Raw genomic sequence first — 13,802 nt, forward strand, 5'->3', positions numbered from 1 at the left:
GAAAGCGTTACCCGAATGTAAATTACATTCGGGTAACGCTTTAAATAGTTTTGGGTATTTTTTCAGCAGTCCCGCCTCGCGTAGGACGTTTCGGAGGCTGCCAGACTTGGGATTTAATGGCGAGAGTCAGTCTAACGACCTAAAACAAAATGGTGTGAAACGAAAGCCCCGGGCTTGGGTCGTTTCCGTTACGGTGTTAAGCGGAACCAGTTGCCCCGCGTAGCACGTTTCAGAGGCTGCCAGACTTGGGATTTCCTGGCAAGAGCAAGACTAACGACCTAAAACAAAATGGTGTGAAACGAAAGCCCCGGGCTTGGGTCGTTTCCGTTACGGTGTTAAGTGCAGGCACATGGTTAACTAAAAATCAATCAACCAGTATAAAGTCCAGCGTTCAGAAAAAAACCAGCCGTCCATTAGCATTTTCAGAAAATCTAGAAAATATGTCTTCCCCAAACACTGATCTACCAGCGTTTGCCAAATACCTTCACACTATAAATGTATTTTGGATAAAAACATTAGTTGCAATTTCCAAATAAACATGGTATAGTTTACTTATCGAATTGATACGACAAAACTTATGACAAAACCACGGAGGTTTCTTACATGGCAAATCACTTTGACTTACACGCTGCACTGACACTCGCCACTCAGCCCGGGCCATTCGTTACCATGACTCTACCGGTTACGGGATTAGCGGCCACGGACCGCACCCAGTTCAAGAGTTTACTCAAACGTGGGAAGGAACGCCTACTTGAAGTCGCGCCTGACAGAGCGTGGCCGGCTTACGCTGAGGCGTTTGCACCCTTTGACCACGGTCCGTTGACTAACGGCAGTGCGAGTGGTCTGCTCATCATGGCCGGCCCCACGGATAGTTATCATTACTGGCTGCACACACCGGTTGCGGCGACCATTACCGTGACGTATCAGCCAAACGTTCTGCCCATTTTACAAGCGCAAGATAAGACCAGCGACTACGATTTACTCTTGCTGGGGCAAAAGTCATTTGAATTGGCGCAGGTTCGGAGTGGGCGACCAGAACTGGTCAACTTGCCGGTCGATGCACCAGCGACAATGGCACACGCACTGGGCACCGAGCAGAAGGGGCGCGGTCGCTGGCAACGGTCCGCTGGGGAACATACCCATTACAGCGGGACTGGTTCCTTAGATACCGCCAAATCAGCGGATCAACGAAATTACTTTATGCTGGTGGATGCGTATGTCAGTCAGCACTTTTCCAACAGTGACCAGGTGCCATTGATCTTGGTTGCTAGCACCAGTGATCAAGGTAATTTCCGCAAAATTTCACAAAATGCCTATCTTGATTCGGCTGTCCGTGTGGTTCAGAATCCAAACCTCTTGGCAGCGAACCAAACGCTCGCGGCGTTAACTCTCAGCGTGACTGAGCAACGTCATCAACAGGCCACGCAAATTCGCAGCGATGCGTACAATCAGGCACGGCAGGGAGAACAAGTTCTCCAAGACTTGGGCGCCTTAGCTACCGCAGCAGTTCAGGGACAAGTTCTCAAACTGTGGTTGCGCGATGATGCCAGTCAGCCCGGCCATTTAACGGCAGACGGGGCAATCATGACCACGACAGCCTTGAGTCGCCAGAATAATTTATACAATGATCTGGCACTCTTGGTCAGTCGGCGCGGCGGCCAAGTAGAAGTTCTCCCGGCAGAAGCCATGCCAACCCGGAGCCCCGTAGCAGCACAATTACGGCTACGAGCGGCGGTGTTACACTAAAAGACGACATAACATAAGTCATAGAGGGAAGCGGACAGAGAGACGCTTCCTTTTTTATGTGTTGGATGAAAACGCTGATTAAGTTAGTTGAAGAAAATGAAACCGCACGTGTAAGCGACCAGAGGTGGATCAAGGTTGTCAGCTGTGCCGGAAGACTACTCAGTGGGTATAAAGTGAGCCTGAAGGAAGACAGGATAATGATAGCAAGCAGGATAGGACGTCTGAATTTAACTGCTGCATACCGATTGGAACCGCAGGCAACTGGACGGCACTACCTGTGAGAATCATGTTAGCCGGTGGTAACGAAGTGCCGGCTTACATGATGGCCGAACCTAAGACTCGTTCTTGGAGGCTTGGGTTCGCCTCTGGAGACCGTCCTTTGGCTCCAGAGGGTTGCCCCACAGGTAGTGCCGTCCAGTTTTGCCGGAGGTGGAAATCAAGGTGTCTGCAATTAAGTTAAGATTCGGCTTAACCGGTCAAGTTGTGGGGGTCAATTACGGTCTGCTGTGCTAAAATAAAACGTAGACATTACAGGAGGAGTGACACCATGATATACGGGACCGGCATTGATATTACCGACTTGGGGCGGGTCAAGGACGTGGTGGCCAAGCAGCCACTATTCTTAAATAAAGTCCTCACGCCTGGCGAGCTCAGCGACTATCATGCGCTGAGTGGCCAGCGGGCGGTTGAATTCATTGCCGGTCGTTGGTCGGCGAAGGAATCGTACAGCAAGGCCATGGGAACCGGCATCGGGGCTGAGGTTGGTTTCCAAGACGTTGAGGTACGGGATAACGCTGCCGGACAACCGATTGTGGTCCGTCACCCATTTACGGGGATCGCTCACGTTTCCATTTCACATACGGCAACGTTAGTCATGACCCAAGTGATTTTAGAAAGAGGGAAATAGTCATGGTAGTTGGGGTTCACCGGCCAACACAATTGGTGATTGACCGCCAGGCTTTACGGGAAAATATTCACACAGCAGTCACACGCTTAGCGACGGGCTGTGAATTGTTTATGGTTGTGAAGGCTAATGGTTATGGTCACGGCGCAACCCAGGTTGCCCAGGTGGCAAAGGATGCCGGCGCAACCGGTTTTTGTGTGGCCATTTTAGATGAGGCGTTAGAATTGCGGGCCGCGGGATTCAATGAGCCCATCTTGGTCTTGGGTGTGAGTGATCCCGCCGATGCGCCATTGATGGCTAATCAGCGGATTTCGGCCACGGTTGCGGATCAGGCCTGGCTCACGGACGCGGTGGCGTATTTAGATTTGGCTAAGCCAGCGGCACCCTTACAGGTCCACCTCGGTTTGGATACGGGCATGGGACGGATTGGGTTTAAAACGCCGGCGACCCTGCAGGCGGCAGTGGCGTACCTCAACCAACAGGCCACGTTAAACTTTGAAGGTATTTTCACCCATTTCTCCACGGCGGATAGTCCCGACGACACTTACTTTAAGCAGCAAGTTGCGACCTGGAAACAGTTGACCGGCGCGTTAACGCAATTGCCACGGTACGTCCACGTTTCTAACTCGGCAACCAGTCTCTGGCACGCCGAATGCAACATCAACGTGGTTCGTTTTGGTGTGGCTGGATACGGCCTGAATCCTTCTGGGACGGCAGTTAAAGAGCCTTATCCGTTACAACCAGCACTCAGTTTGGTCAGCGAACTGGTCCACGTCAAACAAGTTGCGGCCGGTGAATCAGTCGGTTATGGTGCGACCTACACGGCCAGCCAAAGTGAATGGGTCGGTACGGTTCCAATTGGGTACGCTGATGGTTACGAACGGCGCCTACAAGGCTTTCACGTCCTAGTTAACGGTCAACCTTGTGAAATAATCGGCCGGATTTGTATGGATCAATTGATGGTGCGTCTTCCTACAAAATATCAACGCGGAACCAAGGTCACGTTAGTTGGTCAGGATGGCGACGAAACCATTAGTCTGCAAGACGTCGCGGACTATTGCGGGACGATTCATTATGAGATTGCCTGTGGGTTCACGAGTCGGATTCCCCGAGTTTATCGGCATTAATTTAATGGGTTATTGTGTCCTGAATTGCCGATTCGTGGTAAACTAGATGAGACGAAGTGATTAACTTGAGGAGGGGCAATTCATGGCTCAGTCACAACAATTAAATCAACCACAGTTACGACTCCACATTACCCGAACGGCAAGGCATCAAGCCTTGATTCCGTTACATTCGGCGGCAGCAAGTAAGTTAGCGTTGATTGTTGGCTACCAAGCAATGGCTCTAATCAACCGGGATTTGGCTCGGGCGTTCACCCCCTGTGAAGAGGAAGCTGAACGACGGTTAACCCAGTTTCGTAGAACAAAGCGGTCTTAAGAACAGGCATTATAAATTTAATCAGATAGGGGATGGCGGCCCATGGCCCGTGTTGAGGTTAAACGCGGTGACGTTTTCTTCGCCGACCTATCACCAGTCGTTGGTTCGGAGCAAGGTGGCATGCGCCCCGTGTTAATCATCCAAAACAACGTGGGGAACCACTATAGTCCGACCGTAATCGTGGCGGCAATCACCGCCCGGATTGAGAAGCCGAAAATGCCGACTCATGTTGGCATTTCGGCGGCTCGAACCGGAATTGAGCGGGATTCCGTCATTTTGCTTGAGCAAATTCGGACAATTGATAAACAACGGTTGAAAGACCAGGTGACCCATTTGGATGTCAAAACCATGGCAGCGGTAGACGCTGCCCTTGCAACGAGTATCGGCTTGGTGGACAAGGCGCGGAAGAAAAAAGCAAAATAGGTTCAGTACATAGTAATCATGCACGGAAAAAAAGGTCACGCACGTTAATTTTGTGCGTGACCTTTTTATTTATGTGGTGAGATGACAAAAAGGTCCCGAGAAATACAACTCTCGGGACCTTCTAGGTGAATAATAACCTAGTTTTCGTGACGCAAATCTTCAATTTCAGGAACGTGGAATTCTTTACGTTCCAAAGCCTTCACAATCCGATCGAGCTTTTCTTCGTCGACTTCAGCAGGCAGGGTGAACATGGTCCGGTGAACCAGTTCGCCTTCCTGTGCATCCAGGCTAGTCACGCTCGCAATTGAGGTGTACTTGGTGATGATCTTCGCCATACCGGCTAAGTCACCGCGTTCGCCAGCTGAGACGACCGTAATCACGTAACTACCAATGTTAACGTTCCAAGACTGAGACAGCATATCCATCAAGCGGGTATGCGTTAGGATGCCATAGAAGGCGTTTTTATCGTCTAAAACGGCAATGTAAGGCAGATCCTTAATGGAGAAGAACACGTTGAAGAAGGCCGCATTAACGGAAATGAACTTCGTCGCATTTTTCAGTAATGATGTCACTGGGAGCTGCATGTCGCCGCCCCGAGATTTATGGCGATAGATATGCATTTTATAGATGTTACCCCGGAAAATTTGCCCCGTTTCATCTAGAATTGGCACGCACCGATAGCCAGAATCTTCCAAGACCTTTAAGGCTTGTTCCAAGGTGACGTCCTCGCGAACCGTAACCAAACGTTCTTTCGGTTTCACTAGGGATTTAAGCAGCATAGCAGATGACCTCCTAAAATTAGAAACTTCTAATAATCTTCTCTAATAATACCATATTTCACCCAGGAACGGGAAGCAATTTTCGTCGAAATTCGTGGTAAAATGGATTAAAGATTGGTTAAGGAGGGTGGAACCGTGAAGCAGTCGAATGATCCCGATGATAAGCCGATTATCACCAAAAAATGGTTGTACTGGACCCTAGCAGCCTTTGTCGCAATTTTAGTTTTATTAGCGATTGGTATGATTTTCTAACGGCGGTAAATAAAAAGTTGCGTCACCATCAACGGTGAACGCAACTTTTTTAAATTCTGATTAGAAGACAATGACGGGTGTCCCGACCTTGACGTTGGCGTAAACCGCCGCAATCTTGGAAGGTGGTGTGTTGACACAGCCGTGTGAGCCGTGCTTCTTGTACCAGGTACCGCCATATTCAGGTTGCCAGGAGGAATCATGAATCCCGACACCAGTGTCATCGATTGGCATCCAGTACTTCACCTTGGAGGCGTAGCTGGAACCATTATCGTTTTGACCACGCAGGGTGGCGTTCCGTTGCTTGCTCCAGATGACCCAAACACCAGTTGGCGTATGGTGCGCTGTTGTTGGTAACCCAGTCACGATGTCAGTTGAAACGACGACTTTTCCGTTCTTGTAGACCCACATGTGCTGGTTAACTTTATCAACTTCAACGTAAGACTTGCCAATATCTGTGCCACTATTGTGGTAGCCGCTCCCTTGAATCGTCGGGGTGCGGTCCATCCCTTTACCGGCCAGAACTAACTTAGCCAGCGCAGGCGTTTCGGACTTAACCTTGATACTCCAACCGTACAGACCAGCCTTAACTTTGACCGTGCCCCGCTTGGTGGACTTAAAGGTCCGCGTCTTGTTGATGGTGCCGTACTTGCTGCTCAGTTTCGTCAAGTAAGCCTTGATGGCGGTATTGTTCGTCGTCAGCTTACCGTTCTTAAACGTGAGCCAATTAGCCAGGGTGGTACTTGGAATCGTAATCTTGTGGCCACTCAACTTGTACACGTAAGTCTGCTGCGTAATGGCCGTTGCCTTGGTCTTAGCCGCCTTAAATGAGGCTGAGGTGGTCGTGACTGCTGGTTGAATGTAATCGCCGTCAACGTTGACGGTGGTCGATCCCTTTTCAATGGCGGATGTGATGGACTTCGCTAACTTCGTGGCGTCCAGTTGGTTTCCTTTTTGTTCCTTGGTAACCGCCCAGGACCCATTTTGATAACTAAATGTCGCATCTTTGGCAGCCGTCCGTGTTTGGTTGGCCTTAGCCGCAATCTTCTTGGCTAAAGTCTGGACGCTTGCTTGATTCTCATCACTGGCATTCAAGGAAATGCTGTCGGCAGTGGCCGTCGTGATGTGCGCAGGCCAACTCCAAACGTTTTGCTTGCTGATTAATTGCTTGAGGGCCGCCTGTGAGGTGACCTTCAAATCAACTTGATTCGTTTTGATCGTTGTGACGGTTTTACTGCCGTCTTTCAACGTATATTGCTGATCCTTCAGAGCTGATTTTAATTTGGTCGCCGCTTGGCTCGCTGTGCTCCCACCGACATTGACGCCGGCAATCTCAGTGTCCTTGAAGAAGACCTGAGATGAAGAATAGTGAAGTGCTTGTCCGACGTAAATGGCACCGACCGCAACCACTGCGGTAACGATCCCAATCACGAAGGCTTTTCTCTTTTTCATAGGTGTGACCTCCTAAAATAGCCAGTGGAGGAAAAGTCGTCATGCTTAACTATCACCAATAGCATAACCCAAGCTTACTTCAAACTACCTTAAATGGCAACGTGGAAGCATTAATGTTAACGGTTACATTACTTTCATATCAGTATCTAAAAGAATTAAAAAAGTTTTCACTGGCAGTGGTCAACCCTATGGGGCATTTCAAACTTACGGCTGAATTGTCACCGACTGACGATTTCTGAATTTGCGGTAAGCCTAAAAAGTTGTGACTAATTAGTTGTAAAAAGTTTAGTTGTGTACACCTAGTCAACGACACTAGTTAAAGCTTGGTTTATCAATGTTTAAGTGAACTTGAAGATTGACGAAAAACGTAAACAAAAACGAAACGATTAATTTCGTCATTAACACGGTCGTCATTCGTGCTGGAAAAAGGGGAGTGTCACCGGAAATGCCCTGGTAAAATTCCAATCTCAGCTTTAGCCAGTATAGGCAGAATAGTGATTGAAATTCTGTGATTGTTCGTTAGACAACCCAATTGTCCGCAATTTTTTAAGTTAAACCACTTGGAGAACCCCACGACTGAATCTTAATTTGGCTCACTCCCGCCTATATAGATTGTGACTAAATTGTGAGCGGAGGTTGGCAGTCCAGCGATGGTCAAACCAATGTTGTGTTGAAGAACACTCAGAACCGGAGGAGGGCAGAGATGGAGTCAGCTGTGTCGACGGTGTTAGCTGAGAATCAGCTTACAGCGTGGGACGTGTTTGGAGACTGACGATTTATGTCAGGCTTCAAACCGAGCCGGAATCTCTGGCAGCCGCAGGTGGCAAGTCCTAATCAATTTTGTCACTTGAATCTCTGTTAGCTGGACTTTGGTTCCGCTAGACAAAAAAATCGCCGCTCCCAAGGGGAACGACGATCAATAGCTAAGCTAATGCTTAAGCTTCAAGGGCAGCTAAGCCGTCCTTGGTAACCTTCTTCAAGGTTTCGGCTGATTTAGCCATTAAGTCTTTTTCTTTGTCGGAAAGTGGTACTTCGATAACTTTAGCAATACCGTTAGCGTTGATGATTGCTGGGGTACCGATAAAGATATCGTCCAAACCATATTCACCGTTCAATGGGGCACCAACAGGCAATACGGCGTTTTCGTCACGCAGAACAGCCTTAGTGATCCGCATCAAGCAGGTAGCAACACCATAGAAGGTTGCGCCCTTACGGTTGATGATTTCGTAAGCTTTGTTACGAGTTTGGTCTTCGATCGTAGCTAAGTCGTCATCGGAAATACCGTGTTCCTTAGCAATGGCCTTCAATGGCTTTGAACCGATAGTAGCTTCGTCGTAAGCGGCGAATTCGGAGTCACCATGTTCACCCATGATGTAAGCTTCCACGCTACGTGGGTCAACGTTCAGCTTGTTAGCCAAAGCGACACGTAAACGAGAAGTATCCAATGAAGTCCCAGAACCGATGATCTTTTCCTTAGGGAAGCCAGAGAACTTCCAAGTAGCATAGGTTAAGATGTCAACTGGGTTGGCAGCGATGATGAAGATCCCGTCGAAACCGGAATCAACAACTGGCTTAACAACAGCCTTGATGATCTTTAAGTTCTTGTTAACCAAGTCCAAACGCGTTTCGCCTGGCTTTTGTGCAGCACCGGCAGTGATCACAACAACGTCTGCATCTTTGCAGTCGGAGTAGTCACCGGAGTATACGTTCTTAGGTGCGGTGAAGACTTGAGCATCTTCAAGGTCAAGGGCGTCCCCTTCGGTACGTTCCTTAACAACGTCCACAATAGCTAATTCTTCTGCTAATCCTTGGTTTACCATTGAGTAAGCGAATGCTGAACCAACAGCACCGTCCCCAACTAAAACAACTTTTTGATGAGTCTTAGTAGTCAAATTCTTCATCTCCAAATAAGTATTTTGACATCAAGGTACGCAATAATACCCGTGAGTTAGTATACCATGTTAAAAGAGTGAAAGCCATTGGGTAAGCTGAAATTTTGTGAAAAATATCATATAGACTTTCATGAACTGGCAAATAACTGCAAGTTTTTATTGAATTCACCGTGACCATTTGCGCGCAAAGAACAAGTCAAGACGGATGAAAGCTTGGTAGGTCAATGCTTTACGTGGATAAGTGTGATCTCGGCAACTTGTCTAGACAGCTTACGTGAATAAGTCACCAATTGACCGGTGACCTACAGGCAGAATGCCCAGTGTACCAGGGGTTATCATGCCCGAAATTCACAAGCAATGTTATCCTGATAAGGAATAGCTGAAAGGCCAACTACCTTTTCACATAGATTTGAGTGACCGTTCGGTAATTGAAGGGGCAGGAGCAAACAATTAATTTTGAAATCTTGTGAAATCTCGGCGATAACGTTAGTATTTCATCACTCCTAATTGACGTGATTTAGCCGCCGATATTCTCAGATGAATCGGGGGTCGGCGGAAGTCCGTGGAAAACAAGGCACTACAGGGTTGTGAGCTCATTTCGGATGTCTCAGCCCTGCACACGGGAGAAACAAGCAGGATGCGTGAAGTTCAGGGCCGCTTATGCTATACTCAGGGGTAGTATTTTTAGGAAGAAAAGTTAACCTGAGCGGCTGAACGGGGAGCAATCGGCTTCCGTCCAGCTCTTTTGTCTCTAGCTCAGAATATGCAGCTTTAAGGGAGAAAATTGTTAAAATGAAAATGATTGTTGGTTTAGGAAATATCGGTCCGCAATACGATGGCACCCGGCACAACACTGGTTTCATGGTCGTTGACGCCTTTGCTAAGGAACATAACATCACGCTCAGCACCCGCAAGATGGATGCCCGGTTTGGCAGCGGTATGGTCAACGGCGAAAAAGTCTTGCTGGTTAAGCCAACAACGTTTATGAACGAGTCCGGTCGCGCGGTCCATCCCATCATGGACTACTTCAAGATTGACGTGGATGACATTATGGTCGTGCACGATGACATGGATCTGGCAGTTGGTCGGATTCGGCTGCGGGACCACGGCTCAGCTGGTGGCCACAACGGCATCAAGAGTTTGATTGCCCACCTGTCGACCGAAAATTTCAAACGGTTGCGGGTCGGCATTGATCACCCACAACACCACACGGTGGTGGATTACGTGTTAGGCAAGTTCACCAAGGACCAACAGCCACTCTTTAATCAAGCTACCGATCAGGCGGTCGCTGCCTTAGACGACTGGTTGGCGGGTACCGAATTTACTCAGTTGATGAATCAGTACAACTAGAATAGGAAGTTATCGCGTGAATTTAGAAGAATTTATGACGCAGACCACGCAGTTTAAAGGGATTAAGCGAACTTTGGCACCGGGACAACGCCAATTGGTGACCGGACTGAATGGTTCCGCCGAGACCTTGTTCATTGCGAGCCTGCTCCACGACCAACAACGGTCAATCGTCTACGTGACGGATACCCTTTATCATGCCGGCCAACTCGTTGATGACCTTGCGAACCTACTGGGGGACGACGAGCTTTTTGAGTTTCCCGTCGAAGAACTCCTGGCCGCAGAGGTTGCCACGAGTTCACCGGAGTACCGTTCCTCCCGAATCGATGCGTTGCGCGCTTTACAGAGCGAGCGGCCAGTCGTGATTGTGACGGCGTTGTCCGGCCTCCGGCGCTTCTTGCCAGCGCCAGACAACTTCGCCGCGGCCCGGTTTACGGTCAAAGTGGGGGATGAATTTGATTTAGAAGAGCTCCAGCAACGCTTGTTTGCCATGGGATATGCCCACCAGAAATTAGTGGCGGGGCCCGGCGACTTTGCGGTGCGGGGGTCCATTTTGGACATTTACCCATTGGCAGCCGAGTATCCGGTGCGGTTGGACTTCTTCGATACCGAGGTCGATTCCTTACGTTACTTCGATCCCGCCACACAGCGGAGTATTGAAAATGCGGAGCACATTGAAGTGCTGCCCGCAACGGACTTCATTTTAACCGCGGCGGAACGAACCGCTGGGGCGGCGGCCCTAACCACCGAGCTCACCAAGCAGGCGGGCCAGCTGGCAGCGGACGCGGCGACGAACCTCACGGATCAAGTTCAACCCCTGATCGACGGTCTTAAAAAGGGGTCCGTTGATCCGCAACTCATGGAATTTGCAGATTATTTATTCCCAGAACACCACCAATTGCTGGACTACTTACCAGCCGATGGATTGGCGCTGTTCGGGGACTATTCGCGTCTACAGGACGCTGAGCAACAACTCTTGGAAGATGAAGCCAATTGGGCGACCGATAAGTTGAGTCACCACCAAATTTTTGCGCAACAGATTTTTGGTGGCGAGCTCCGGCCCATCATCAAGGACGATGACCACGCACAGATTATGTTGGCCCTCTTTCAAAAGGGGATGGGGAGCTTACGGTTCCAAGCCATCACCAACATTACAACGCGGGCCATGCAACAGTTCTTTGGCCAGCTACCCATCATGAAAACGGAAATTGATCGGTGGCAAAAGCAAAAGGAAACGGTCGTTCTGTTAGTTCAGGACGAAGAGCGCCTGGAGAAGATTGAACAGACGCTGGATGATTTCCAAATTAAAGTGGTGTTGACAAAATCGACCAACCTTCAGCCTAGCCTCACACAATTGGTGCCCGAACGCCTGCACACGGGGTTTGAACTGCCCGAGGCCAACTTGGTGATCATCACCGAAGCCGAAATGTTTCAGAAGGTCACGAAGAAGCGGCCCCGGCGGCAGAACATGGCCAACGCGGAACGGCTGAAGAGCTATACCGACTTGAAGCCCGGCGATTACGTTGTCCACGTCAACCACGGGATTGGAAAATTCATCGGCATGCAGACGCTGACGGTTGATGGCGTTCATCAAGATTACATGACCATTGATTACCAGGACAACGCGCAACTCTTTATCCCGGTCACCCAACTGAACCTGATTCAAAAGTATGTGTCATCTGAAGACAAGAAACCGCGGATCAACAAGCTGGGTGGTTCTGAATGGGCGAAAACCAAGAGCAAGGTTGCCGCCAAGATCGAGGACATTGCCGACGAACTGGTCGACCTGTACGCCAAACGTGCGGCCGAGAAGGGGTTCGCGTTCCCAGTTGACGATAGCCTCCAGACGGATTTTGAAAATGACTTTCCGTACGCCGAGACGCCCGATCAATTACGAACGATCGACGAAGTGAAGCACGACATGGAACGGCCGCGGCCGATGGACAGACTCCTGGTCGGTGACGTGGGTTACGGCAAGACGGAAGTGGCTTTGCGGGCGGCCTTCAAGGCGGTCGAAGCTGGCAAACAGGTGGCCTTCTTGGTGCCAACGACCATTTTGGCGCAACAACACTACGACACCATGACCAACCGGTTCGAGGGTTACCCAATCAACGTTGAAATGTTTTCACGGTTCCGGACGACGAAGCAAATTCACCAGTCCATCAAGGATTTGGAAAGCGGTCAGCTGGATATCGTGGTTGGGACGCACCGATTATTGTCACAGGACGTTAAGTTTAAAAATCTCGGCCTGGTGTTGGTCGATGAGGAACAACGGTTTGGTGTGAAACACAAGGAACGTCTAAAGGAATTGAAGGCCAACGTGGACGTTTTGACGCTCACGGCGACACCAATTCCGCGGACGCTACACATGTCGATGCTGGGGGTCCGGGATTTATCCGTGATCGAAACGCCACCAGCCAACCGGTTTCCCATTCAGACCTACGTCATGGAACAAAATGCGGGTGCCATTCAAGACGGGATTCGCCGTGAAATGCAACGGGGCGGCCAAGTCTTCTACCTGCATAACCGGGTCGATGACATCGAGAAGACGGTCGGCCAGGTACAGTCGCTGGTTCCCGAAGCCCGGGTTGGCTACATTCACGGGAAGATGACGGAGTCGCAACTCGAAGGGGTGCTCTTTGATTTCCTGCGGGGTGAATACGATGTGCTGGTCACCACGACCATCATTGAAACCGGGATTGATATTCCAAACGCCAACACGCTATTCGTAGAAAATGCCGACCGGATGGGCCTGTCTCAGCTGTATCAACTCCGGGGACGGATTGGCCGAAGCAACCGGGTGGCGTACGCCTACTTCACGTACAAGCCGAACAAGGTCCTGACCGAGGTCAGTGAAAAGCGGCTCGAGGCCATTAAGGACTTCACCGAATTGGGTTCCGGTTTCAAAATTGCGATGCGGGACCTCTCTATTCGGGGTGCTGGTAATTTGTTGGGTAAGCAGCAACATGGCTTTATTAACTCCGTTGGGTATGACTTGTATACGCAAATGTTAAGTGAAGCCGTCGCGAAGAAGCGGGGCCAGAAGACTCAGCCGAAGAGCGATACTACGGTTGAATTGGGTGTTGAAGCTTATCTGCCGAGTGATTACATTGAAGATGAACAGCAAAAGATTGAAATGTACAAACGGATTCGGCAGCTCGAGAACGACGATGAGGTTAGCGAGATTCAGGCGGACTTGATTGACCGGTTCGGCGAGTACCCGGATGCCGTCAGTCAACTCCTGACGATTGGGCAACTCAAGCTAGCGGCCGACCTGGCGTTAGTCGATAAGATTCGCCGCGTCAACGGGGATATCTTCGTGACAATTTCCAAGCAGGGCACGAACATCCTCGGTGGTGAAGACGTCTTTAAGGCGTTGGCAGCGACTGATCTGAAGGCAACGGTCGGGATTAGCGATGACCGGTTGCACGTCAAATTGGTGATTCAACCGAAGATGACCGTCAACGATTGGCTACCGCAGTTGCAACAATTTATGGCGGCCCTTCGCGACATCGTTGAAGTGACGACGAAGCCGAAGGAAGACGAGAAGTCGACTAGCAAGTAAATGCC

Annotated in this window: 10 protein-coding genes; 7 read left to right on the top strand and 3 right to left on the bottom strand. The window is 49.8% G+C overall.

Features of this window, described 5'->3' with window-relative positions; genetic code table 11:
- The first annotated feature begins 603 nt into the window (after positions 1–603).
- From EKM99_RS13890 to EKM99_RS13915, 5 genes are all read left to right on the top strand, one after another.
- Positions 604–1,746 carry a baeRF6 domain-containing protein gene (locus EKM99_RS13890; protein ID WP_125583995.1) on the top strand — a complete coding sequence of 381 codons (1,143 nt, stop codon included), beginning with the start codon at positions 604–606 and terminating at the stop codon, positions 1,744–1,746.
- Positions 1,747–2,293: 547 nt separating this feature from the next.
- Positions 2,294–2,653, top strand: a complete 360-nt coding sequence (acpS, locus tag EKM99_RS13900) for a holo-ACP synthase (RefSeq protein ID WP_125583997.1) — start codon at positions 2,294–2,296, stop codon at positions 2,651–2,653.
- A gap of 2 nt (positions 2,654–2,655) precedes the next feature.
- A complete protein-coding gene (alr, locus tag EKM99_RS13905; protein WP_125583998.1) occupies positions 2,656–3,777 on the top strand; it encodes an alanine racemase in 1,122 nt (373 codons plus the stop codon).
- An 82-nt stretch (positions 3,778–3,859) separates the two neighbouring features.
- Positions 3,860–4,090, top strand: coding sequence for a hypothetical protein (locus EKM99_RS13910; RefSeq protein WP_125583999.1), 231 nt, complete (start codon positions 3,860–3,862; stop codon positions 4,088–4,090).
- A gap of 42 nt (positions 4,091–4,132) precedes the next feature.
- A complete protein-coding gene (locus tag EKM99_RS13915; RefSeq protein ID WP_125584000.1) occupies positions 4,133–4,513 on the top strand; it encodes a type II toxin-antitoxin system PemK/MazF family toxin in 381 nt (126 codons plus the stop codon).
- 137 nt (positions 4,514–4,650) lie between these two features.
- Here EKM99_RS13915 and cbpA read toward each other — a convergent pair whose 3' ends face one another.
- The 3 genes from cbpA to EKM99_RS13930 all read right to left on the bottom strand — a co-directional run bounded on the left by cbpA (position 4,651) and on the right by EKM99_RS13930 (position 8,894).
- Positions 4,651–5,292 carry a cyclic di-AMP binding protein CbpA gene (cbpA, locus tag EKM99_RS13920; protein ID WP_125584001.1) on the bottom strand — a complete coding sequence of 214 codons (642 nt, stop codon included), beginning with the start codon at positions 5,290–5,292 and terminating at the stop codon, positions 4,651–4,653.
- 312 nt (positions 5,293–5,604) lie between these two features.
- The gene (locus EKM99_RS13925; RefSeq protein WP_125584002.1) at positions 5,605–6,993 is read right to left on the bottom strand and encodes a L,D-transpeptidase family protein; all 1,389 of its coding nucleotides are present in this window, start codon (positions 6,991–6,993) and stop codon (positions 5,605–5,607) included.
- A gap of 935 nt (positions 6,994–7,928) precedes the next feature.
- The gene (locus EKM99_RS13930; RefSeq protein ID WP_125584003.1) at positions 7,929–8,894 is read right to left on the bottom strand and encodes an L-lactate dehydrogenase; all 966 of its coding nucleotides are present in this window, start codon (positions 8,892–8,894) and stop codon (positions 7,929–7,931) included.
- 783 nt (positions 8,895–9,677) lie between these two features.
- Here EKM99_RS13930 and pth point away from each other — a divergent pair.
- Together pth and mfd are read left to right on the top strand one after the other, a co-directional pair.
- Positions 9,678–10,235 carry an aminoacyl-tRNA hydrolase gene (gene pth, locus EKM99_RS13935; RefSeq protein WP_125584004.1) on the top strand — a complete coding sequence of 186 codons (558 nt, stop codon included), beginning with the start codon at positions 9,678–9,680 and terminating at the stop codon, positions 10,233–10,235.
- Between the two features lie 16 nt (positions 10,236–10,251).
- Positions 10,252–13,797: a transcription-repair coupling factor gene (gene mfd, locus EKM99_RS13940; protein WP_125584005.1), complete on the top strand. Its 3,546-nt coding sequence runs from the start codon at positions 10,252–10,254 to the stop codon at positions 13,795–13,797.
- The last annotated feature ends 5 nt before the right edge of the window (positions 13,798–13,802 follow it).

Origin of the sequence: Levilactobacillus cerevisiae (genome assembly GCF_003946245.1) — a bacterium.
In the GTDB taxonomy this organism is placed as follows: domain Bacteria; phylum Bacillota; class Bacilli; order Lactobacillales; family Lactobacillaceae; genus Levilactobacillus; species Levilactobacillus cerevisiae.

Bases quoted from the DNA above. Each gene is read 5' to 3' on its own strand.
- EKM99_RS13890 (WP_125583995.1), top strand. From the start codon at position 604: ATGGCAAATCACTTTGACTTACACGCTGCACTGACACTCGCCACTCAG.
- acpS (WP_125583997.1), top strand. From the start codon at position 2,294: ATGATATACGGGACCGGCATTGATATTACCGACTTGGGGCGGGTCAAG.
- alr (WP_125583998.1), top strand. From the start codon at position 2,656: ATGGTAGTTGGGGTTCACCGGCCAACACAATTGGTGATTGACCGCCAG.
- EKM99_RS13910 (WP_125583999.1), top strand. From the start codon at position 3,860: ATGGCTCAGTCACAACAATTAAATCAACCACAGTTACGACTCCACATT.
- EKM99_RS13915 (WP_125584000.1), top strand. From the start codon at position 4,133: ATGGCCCGTGTTGAGGTTAAACGCGGTGACGTTTTCTTCGCCGACCTA.
- cbpA (WP_125584001.1), bottom strand. From the start codon at position 5,292: ATGCTGCTTAAATCCCTAGTGAAACCGAAAGAACGTTTGGTTACGGTT.
- EKM99_RS13925 (WP_125584002.1), bottom strand. From the start codon at position 6,993: ATGAAAAAGAGAAAAGCCTTCGTGATTGGGATCGTTACCGCAGTGGTT.
- EKM99_RS13930 (WP_125584003.1), bottom strand. From the start codon at position 8,894: ATGAAGAATTTGACTACTAAGACTCATCAAAAAGTTGTTTTAGTTGGG.
- pth (WP_125584004.1), top strand. From the start codon at position 9,678: ATGAAAATGATTGTTGGTTTAGGAAATATCGGTCCGCAATACGATGGC.